This is a genomic window from Bradyrhizobium retamae (assembly GCF_001440415.1).
Lineage (GTDB): Bacteria > Pseudomonadota > Alphaproteobacteria > Rhizobiales > Xanthobacteraceae > Bradyrhizobium > Bradyrhizobium retamae.
The window spans coordinates 1-8461 of sequence record NZ_LLYA01000017.1; the positions used below are offsets into that span (position 1 = coordinate 1).

General features: G+C 59.3%; 7 protein-coding genes and 1 pseudogene. 2 read left to right on the forward strand and 6 right to left on the reverse strand.

The window, feature by feature from the left end:
• Positions 1 to 4 precede the first annotated feature (4 nt).
• Positions 5 to 1384 (reverse strand): lipopolysaccharide biosynthesis protein RfbH, encoded by a 1380-nt coding sequence (rfbH, locus tag CQ13_RS04910; protein ID WP_057841900.1) that lies wholly within the window; start codon positions 1382 to 1384, stop codon positions 5 to 7.
• A 1141-nt stretch (positions 1385 to 2525) separates the two neighbouring features.
• Here rfbH and CQ13_RS04920 point away from each other — a divergent pair.
• Complete coding sequence (locus tag CQ13_RS04920; RefSeq protein ID WP_057841895.1) at positions 2526 to 2798, forward strand: hypothetical protein; 273 nt, start codon at positions 2526 to 2528, stop codon at positions 2796 to 2798.
• 363 nt (positions 2799 to 3161) lie between these two features.
• Here CQ13_RS04920 and CQ13_RS46980 read toward each other — a convergent pair whose 3' ends face one another.
• From CQ13_RS46980 to CQ13_RS04940, 5 genes are all read right to left on the reverse strand, one after another.
• Positions 3162 to 3275, reverse strand: coding sequence for a dTDP-4-dehydrorhamnose 3,5-epimerase family protein (locus CQ13_RS46980; RefSeq protein WP_082637320.1), 114 nt, complete (start codon positions 3273 to 3275; stop codon positions 3162 to 3164).
• Between the two features lie 184 nt (positions 3276 to 3459).
• Entirely contained in the window at positions 3460 to 4803 is a 1344-nt protein-coding gene (locus CQ13_RS04925) for a UDP-glucose dehydrogenase family protein (protein ID WP_057841896.1), read from the reverse strand.
• Positions 4803 to 5888, reverse strand: coding sequence for an NAD-dependent epimerase/dehydratase family protein (locus CQ13_RS04930; RefSeq protein WP_057841897.1), 1086 nt, complete (start codon positions 5886 to 5888; stop codon positions 4803 to 4805). The genes CQ13_RS04925 and CQ13_RS04930 overlap by 1 nt, the downstream gene beginning before the upstream one ends.
• Positions 5889 to 6953: 1065 nt before the next feature.
• Positions 6954 to 7085, reverse strand: coding sequence for a hypothetical protein (locus tag CQ13_RS46390; RefSeq protein WP_283807487.1), 132 nt, complete (start codon positions 7083 to 7085; stop codon positions 6954 to 6956).
• Positions 7086 to 7330: 245 nt separating this feature from the next.
• A complete protein-coding gene (locus CQ13_RS04940; protein WP_082637318.1) occupies positions 7331 to 7885 on the reverse strand; it encodes a transposase in 555 nt (184 codons plus the stop codon).
• Between CQ13_RS04940 and CQ13_RS04945 the strand changes: the two are divergent.
• Positions 7878 to 8386, forward strand: a pseudogene (locus CQ13_RS04945) (IS66 family transposase); the annotation flags it as partial. The gene CQ13_RS04940 and the pseudogene CQ13_RS04945 sit on opposite strands and share 8 nt — an antisense overlap.
• Between the last annotated feature and the right edge of the window lie 75 nt (positions 8387 to 8461).

The window sequence follows — 8461 nt, forward strand, 5'->3', positions numbered from 1 at the left end:
CCATTCATGGCCTATGCGTGCGATTGGTGGCGAGCCGGGCACGACAGAAATCACCGATCGTGCCTATTACATAATCGAGTTCCGCAGCCTCAAGACCGGGGTAGACACCGATCCAGAACGTCTGGTTAACTACGCGATCGCTGTTGGTCAATTTGCCATGTATTCGGTAATGCCGATTATGCATGTAGGGCTGCCGGGTGAGATTGCCGCCAAAAAGCAAGCGTGTGCCGATTTTCCGATCGTTGAGATGTCGTACGATTTCGTCCCGGCTGAACGGCGCTGATTCACGTACCGTAAGCAAGAAACCGAACCACGACGGCTCACTGTTCACCGTGGCCTCGGGCAGGATGAAAAGGTCCTCAAGCCCGCGCAGACCCTGCCTTAGCGAGTCGAAATTGCGCCGCCGTGCGGCAATGAAATCGTCAAGATGACTGAGCTGAGCAAGGCCCACGGCGGCCTGCATATCGGTGATCTTCAGGTTGAAGCCGAGGTGACCATAGGTGTATTTGTGGTCATAGCCGTGGGGAAGATCCCCGAGCTGCCAGCCGAAGCGGCGGTTGCAGGTATTGTCCTTGCCGGGATCGCAATAGCAGTCGCGGCCCCAGTCGCGAAAAGTCTCCATCGCTCGTCGCAATCCAGGATGGCTGGTAAATGCTGCTCCGCCTTCGCCCATCGTGATGTGGTGCGCGGGATAGAAGCTCAGGGTGCCGATGTCGCCGAACGTCCCCACATGACGCCCGTTGAGGGTTGCACCAAGCGCATCGCAGCAGTCTTCGATGAGAAAGAGGTTGTGCCGCCTGGCAATCTCAGCGATCCGCGCGGCATCGAATGGATTCCCAAGTGTATGGGCCACCATGATAGCGCGCGTTTGTGGAGTGATCGCCGCCTCCACGACCTCGGGCGTAACGTTATAAGTCGGAATGTCGATATCGATGAAAACTGGCGTCATCCCCCACAGCATGGAGGGATTGACGGTCGTCGGAAATCCCGTTGCTGCCGTGATGACCTCGCTGCCGGGCTGCAATATGCGCTCCCGGAGCAAGGGCGAGGTGAGAGCTGAAAAGGCGACCAGATTTGCCGACGAACCGGAGTTGACTGTGAGCGCATAGCGTGCCCCGACGCGCTGTGCGAGCTTGGCCTGAAACTCATCGTTGAAGTGACCCGCGGTAAGCCAGAATTCGAGCGCAGCATCCACCGCATGCTTGACATCAGTGGCGTCGAAGACGCGACCGGAGACAGGCACCGACGAATGGCCAGCGGAAAACAGTTTCCCGGTGTGAGTCAGCGCGTAGTGGCGTTCGACCAGCTGATGGATTTGACGCCGGATGTCCTCTGCCTGCAGGGCCGAATCGACGGGCTCGGATGCCGGTGTGCATTGGATCATGACCATCTCCTGGAGGTGGGATTGAAAATGCCGAAATCAGCGCATCGAGTTAGGGCCGTTGGCGAACAGGTTTTGATTGATCTTGCATGCTACTGTTTTCAAGTGCGTTTGATCGGTCCAAGGGTTATCAACCGACTCGTGGCATGTTTTCGTCATCTGGATCAATTACTAGTGCTGGTAGTTGACCGTGACGCAAATATCTCACCATAGATGCGCAGGAGGAGCGGCTAAGCCCTATAATCATGAGATGTTCGATCGTTCGTGGCGACAACGCACGCGCGACGGCCGGCAAAGCCTCATCAACTCGGAATTCGTCACTCTGCTCGACATCCAATAGGTATCTCCGACACTTTGGCCTGTGCGAAGCATCGTCCGGTGCAAATCGGGTGAAAAGCCTCAACTGGCTTGGTACTTTCACGTTCCTTTTGCGGAGGCAGTTCTCGGATAGTAGCTGCAACCCGCTTCTCGGACTGGAGCTGACCGGCAACACCGAAGATAATGGGCGAATTCCCGACCATTCAAGAAATGTCATCTACAGCTATGACCTAGGGCAGGCCATGGCCGACAGGTCGTTAAGGAGCCAGCCGTGCCAACGCGGAAGGATTTCGATCCGTGATCCGTTACGGCCGACCGTCTCGAAGTTGGAAGACGCAGTGCACTACCACGACCATATGGCCGGTGAACTCGATCGTTAGCATCGCGTTACGGCTGACTGCTTGTTCGACCCGTCATCTTTGCTGTCGCGCAGGACACGGATCATGCACAGCGTATCCATGCCTTCGAATCCGAAGAATTCTTCAAGGGGTGCTCTCAATGAGAGGGTGATCCAGGTTCATGCAGCGCGGCGTTGAGAGGAAAGCGACGAAGCCCTCCAGCGCCATGTCGCCCTGGAGCACGGCGGCCGCACAGAGATCGTCATTCACGTGAACAAGCTCAAAGAAGGCTGGGAAGCGACCAATCTCTACAGGCATAGTTCCGTTGCGCGCTAAGAACGGACGTCGGGGCGCAGCCTTCGCTTGCCTATGGGGCGCCCGTCACGCACGCTGACGACTAGGACTTTGCCGCTGTCGATCGGCTCACTGTCATTGCCCATGATCGTCTTGACGAGATCATTCAGAAAGCCAAAGAAGCGGGTTCAATCGTGATACAGAAGATCGAGATCGGCGAGGGCGGAAACGTGGCCGCTGCCAGTGCGACCTTGGTCGAAGCGCCATCGGTCTCCGAAACGACCATGACCGGTCATCAACCGCAGATTGCCGGGTTCGCAGCGGTGTTCACCTTGCCAGAAGAGGTGAGGGCGGCTGACGTCGCGCCTGAGGTGATCCGTCGGTATGAACGCAGGCTTGGTGCCGTTCAGGCGCCATCTGGCGCAGGCTCGGAAACGAAAGGGCTTCTGCCGGGAGCGGTGGAATAGGTCGTGGCTGTACGACGCTCTCAGGCTGTTCAGCAGCTATCGGGTGCGATACGGCGCACCGAAAGCGACCCCAGCGGGAAGATCCCATAAACTTTGGAGTGAGGCAGATGGGGCGCGCAGCGCGGGAAATCGGCACGCTGCGTGCAACGTGGAGGGGACTGGAAACGTGGCGCGGTCGGCAGGCCTGCCGAGGCGCCGATCCTCTACCCTGCCGTTCGAGCGCAGCACCGGCTCGTGCGCTCCGCTATAGGGCTGGAAGCGCCGTAGAGCATCTCCGTCTGGTCTTCAGGAGCAGGAATCCGTGGGGCGCACTGAGAGGTACGTACATCATCAAGCGGTGTCGGCGCTCAACTCGGCCCCGAACTATTGAAGGAACGTTGGCAAGCCTTCGCGGAGGTCGACGATGACGTCCAACGCGCGACCACGAATCCGCTTCACCAGCTTGGTCTCGCCGGTCAGCGCAATCTGATAGTGCAGGCCTTAGCGTGCCTGCATGCGTAGACACCGAGGTGTTGATCTGTCGGAAGTCCGTCGCTAAGCGCGGGCGCCGAACTCTTCGGCGCAGAAGACGCGGGCAAAAAGCAGCGATCGTCGTCGCGAGGCTCGAGGCTGACGAGGAAAGCTACCGGTATGGGGTAAGTTCGTAGATCATAGCGTGATCTCAGTTCAAGCGGCGCCCAATGGAGAGGTAGTCCGCCGAGCACCCAGCGGCTGGGTTGATCAACCGACGCGCGTCGAACACCGTCTTGCCGGCGACTCGCAACGAGGTGAGTTCGCAGTATTCCCGCGTCCGAGTCGCGATGATGACGATCTCGGCCCACTCGATCTCGCGCCGCCAGTCAGACGAGAACTGAATGCGGTCCGCGGCGATTCCGATGGCGAGCTTGAAGTTCTCCATCGCGAGCGGGTCGTAACACCTGACATCCGCTTCGGCCCGCAGAAGATCGAGAACGATCTTGATCGAGGCGGATTCGCGGACGTCGTCGGTGTTCGGTTTGAACGAGAGGCCGAGAACGAGGGTTCGTCGGCCGGACAAAGCTCCGAGCTTCCGCTCGAGGATAGAGACGATCTGGCCCGGCTGCGCGGCGTTCACGTCGAGAACGGCATTCAGCATGTTCATCGGGAGGCCCAGGCTCTGGCCCTGGGTGCGCAGCGCCTGTACATCCTTTGGAAAGCACGACCCGCCGAACCCGCAGCCCGGAATGAGATAGGTCAGGATCTGTGGGGCAAGGCGGCCCAAGGCGGTGATCGGTGACCAGCGTTTGTCGAGATGGACGCCGCGCATGACGTCGAGAGCGTCGACGCCTCCCACCGCAGCGCACAGATTTGCTAGCTCGTTGACCACGGAGATCTGGGTGGCCAGAATTGCATTGTTGGCGTATTTGATCATTTCGGCCGTGCGCGTGTTCACCCGCACCTTGTCGCAACTCCACGGAGCATAGAGTTCCTCGAGCCGCACTAGCGTCCTCTCGTCCTCGTGACCGAGCACGATACGATCGGACTGCATGAAATCCTCGATCGCCTCTCCTTCGCGAAGAAACTCCGGGTTCATGCCCAAGCCGAATGCCCCGATTTTCTTCCCGGACGAGTGCTCGAGCTCTTCCCGCACTAGCGTGTCCGTTGTCCCCGGAATAACGGTGCTCTTAACGACGACTGACAGGTGATGAGGAGTAGTCGCGAGATAAGCGCCAATCTGGCGAACGCAGTGCCGGACGGCGCTGAGGTCGATCGCGCCGTTCTCGGAAGGCGTGCCGACGGCGATCAAGGCGATTTCCGCGATCTCGATCGAGGCGTGAAGGTCGGTGGTGGCCCTAAAGCGGGCCGATGCGAGGACTGACTTGAGCAGTTCAGGGAGGCCACGCTCATAGATATGCGGGACGCCGACGTTAAGCTGCGCTACGACGTCCTTCCGCAGATCGACGCATGTCACGTCATGTCCCCTCGCCGCGAGGCACACGCCCGAGACGAGGCCCACATAGCCGGAACCGACAACTGTGATGCGCATTACGCCCCCAACTCGTCGCGTAAAAAAGACAGGTAGCGGCGCACGCCCTCATCTACGAGGATCTTGGGTGCGTACCCGAGAAAGTCCCGCGCCTTCTTGATCACGGGGCGGCGCCGGTTTGGATTGTCGACAAGATACTCTGCGTCGGAACTCCTCTCGAAGACGACCGCGCCGCGGCGTCCGAAAAGCTCCAGCGAAGCCTGCTGATAGATCTCGGCAAGGCCGCGGACGGAGATCTCCGGCCTGTCGATCCCGATGTTGAAGTAATCGTACTTCCCATGCAGAAGGCAGAGGAGATAGCCCGTGATCGCGTCGGAGATGTAGCAAAAAGTGCGGGTCGGGCTGCCGTCGGAAAGAATGACAATGTCGCGTCGATTGATCGCGCATCGTGCGAAATCGGCCGGCAGCCGACGATCGTCGATGCGCATGCCGGGCCCATAATTATTGAAGGGGCGGGCGATAGTAATGGGCATGCCATACATCTTGGAGAAGACGTAGCACATCGTCTCACCGAAACGCTTCGATTCGTCGTAGCAGGCCCGCGGGCCCAGGCAAGCGACATTGCCCCTGTATTCCTCGTCAGTCGGGATCGCGGTCTCCGCTGGATCGCCATAGATTTCGCTGCTCGAAAAGAACAACAGACCCTTGAGTCGGTCCGAACCCCGATAGGATTCGAGTAGCCGCCGCAGTCCCCAGATGTTAGCGTCGATGGTCTCGACCGGATACTGCCGATAGAACGTCGGCGAAGCGATCGAGGCCATATGGATTACGTAGTCCGCTGCGTCAGCGCCGTCAACCGTTCGAAGGTCATCCGTGGCGATGTTGAACGTACGCGTCTCGAGCACGTCCGGAAACTCCGCACTCAGATCGGTCAGCCAGCGCGGCCGATGCAGCAGGAAGGTGTCGAACGCGATGACCCGCTTCAGGTCGAGTTCGGACGCTCTTCGCGTGAAGTACTGAAGGAAGTAATATCCAAGGAAGCCTGCGCAGCCTGTGACAAGGACGGTTGCCCCTGCGAAGCGTCCTCGCGGCAAGGCCGCATGGATATGCTCGATATCATCCTTAACGATGAGGCTGATTGTCACGAAGCGCTCCGGTGTGACGCCATACGCGCAAGCCGCCGGCCTGGGCAAGGTCGGTGAGGGGCTCTTTCTCCCGCACGAGGTCTGCTGGGTTGGAAAGCTAGTTCATGAGGGACCCAACGGAAGAAAAAATACCTGCCGTTGATCCAGCTGGGGCCCTGCTTGGGCTTTTCGGAGATTCGCGGTAAGCCCCTAGCTCGCCGAAACGCGAGGGCGAGTTGATACCAAACACTTTTCCGTTCGCCTGTTGCGCGAGATGGAAGCTGAAGGTTCGCGTCTGTCAATCCGTCGCCGTAGGTTACGGCGAAATGCTCGGCCCTGCCAAGATACCTCGACTCCGCGATGCCGATCCTGCCGCCGGTCGTGGTCTGCTCGCCCGTGCTGGCGACCGTGACCTTCCAATCGTCCTCGTCATGAGTGCTGTGATCGGCATAGTTGCGCGTCATCGGATTCTGCGAGGTAACGAAGACTTCGCCGCAAGCAATGGAATGCGCGAGGTCCGCTAGGAAGCCGGCTCTCGAGGGAGATCGCAATGTCGGCATAACCAAAGATACGGACGTCGAGTATCGCGCGCCGCGGCAAGAAGACGGTGGGGCGCTTCCACTTCGAGTTTCGTCAGCGTGTAGGCGGGAAAAGCCCCAAGTCGGTTGATCGGTACCGAAGCGGCGACTTTCCGTCGACCGTTCGGAAGACTGTCCACTGTAGACTGCGCCGCTCGAGAAGAAAGCATACCACATCGATTAGGGCCGTTGGCGAACAGATTGTGATTCATCTTGATGCGGCTTTCTTCGGGGTTGACGAGCCTGGCGTGCATCGACCGACACGTCGCATATTTCTGTCATCTAAATCAACTACTGGCGCTGGTAGTTGATCGCGACGCAAATTGTTGTATCTCGCTGTAGATGCGCAAGAATTGCGGCTAAACCCTTGACAATCACAAGAGGTTGGAGCGTTGATGGCGGAAATTCAAAAAATGCGCACGAGCGGCAAAGCCTCTTCCATACGAACCTTAACCATTGGGCGCGCCTATGAAAGAACTTTTGCGATTCCTGCACTGTACCAGGCATGTTAAATGTCGACGGCATCGGACACGTCAAGCCAGCCGTATCTGGCCCGCCATTTGTAGAAGTTTGCGCTGTTGATCCGTGTTTGCGGCGCACGTCGGTCGTCCTCGCCCCGGCTGAATTGGCTCGGCTTCATGTCCATCTCGCTCCGAGGCTAAAGACTCTACCATTTTTGGGAGGGGATTGCGGGACACAGGTCAGTTAGAAGCTCCTTGAGGCTGATATCCATTGCAATGGGCCTCGTCTACGAGACTGGCAGGAAGGCCTATGCCAAGAGATAACCACCTTGCCAACGGAATGACGGTGGCAGTCTTGCTGGATCAGATCTAGGAGCCTGTCCAGTTAGCTTTGGGAAGGCAGTTTTATCTTGATAATGGCGGCTCAGGCGGCCCTTGCGAGCTTGACGAGGTTGTGAGCGGTGCAGATGAGCGCCCATTCTGCGCTGACCTTTTCGATGCCGCGCAGCAGGAATTGCCTGAACCCTCTTGCCTGTTTGATCTGTCCGAAGACGGCTTCGACGATCTGCTTGCGCAAGCGGTAGCGACTTCGGTAGCCGGCGCGCTTGAGCTTGGTGCTCATCCTGGCGATCAGCGAGCCGGGTCTTGAAGCCTTTTTCGCGGTGGCGGATTTGGTGCCGTGCTTCTGCCTTCCGGTGGCGATGTAGCCCTCGATGCGCCGCCGTTTGATCGTGCGAAGATTGGCGTCGGAGCAGTAGCCGGCGTCGGCCGATACTTCGTCGGGATTGGTCCCCAGATTGGCCCTGATCCCGTCGAGCAACGGCGCCAGTTGCGTCTGATCGCTGGAGGGACTGGTCAGCGTCTGCGCCACGATGATCTGATGGGCACCATCGACCGCGGCCTGGGCGTTGTAGCCCTGGATGTAACCGTCCTTGGTCTTCGGGATGCGGCTTTCCGGGTCGGTGAAATAGCTGGACATGGTGCCGGCGCAGTTCCGCGTTGTCGTCACCCGGCGCCCTAAATACGCCTGCCGTGCCTGCGAAGATGGCGTCCTGCAGGCCGAGGCTCCGGCCCGGTTGATCGAGGGCGGACTGCCGACGGAGGCAACCGTCGCCCAAGTTCTGGTGTCCAAATATGCCGATCATCTGCCGCTCTACCGGCAGGCCCAGATCTATGCCCGCCAGGGCATCGCTCTCGACCGATCGACACTGGCGGACTGGGTTGGGCATGCCGCTTTCCATCTGCGCCCGCTGCATGAGCGCCTTCTCACGGTGCTTCGCGCGAGGTCCAAGCTGTTCGCCGACGAGACGGCGGTGCCGGTGCTCGATCCGGTCGAGGGCGCACCAAGACCGGCCAGCTCTGGGCCTATGCCGCCGACGACAGGCCCTGGGGCGGCCTCGATCCGCCCGGCATCGCCTATGTCTATGCACCCGACCGCAAAGCCGAGCGGCTGTTCAGCCATCTTGCCGGCTTCGCCGGTTAATGCTCATCTCTCCATTAGCCGGCTAATCGCGAGGTGGCGGTAATGTGAAGGAACGCCGGTTCGACGCGAGAA

What these genes read in the sequence shown, in the direction of transcription:
- rfbH (WP_057841900.1), bottom strand. Translation starts at nt 1,384, where the DNA reads ATGATCCAATGCACACCGGCATCCGAGCCCGTCGATTCGGCCCTGCAG.
- CQ13_RS04925 (WP_057841896.1), bottom strand. Translation starts at nt 4,803, where the DNA reads ATGCGCATCACAGTTGTCGGTTCCGGCTATGTGGGCCTCGTCTCGGGC.
- CQ13_RS46390 (WP_283807487.1), bottom strand. Translation starts at nt 7,085, where the DNA reads ATGAAGCCGAGCCAATTCAGCCGGGGCGAGGACGACCGACGTGCGCCG.
- CQ13_RS04940 (WP_082637318.1), bottom strand. Translation starts at nt 7,885, where the DNA reads ATGTCCAGCTATTTCACCGACCCGGAAAGCCGCATCCCGAAGACCAAG.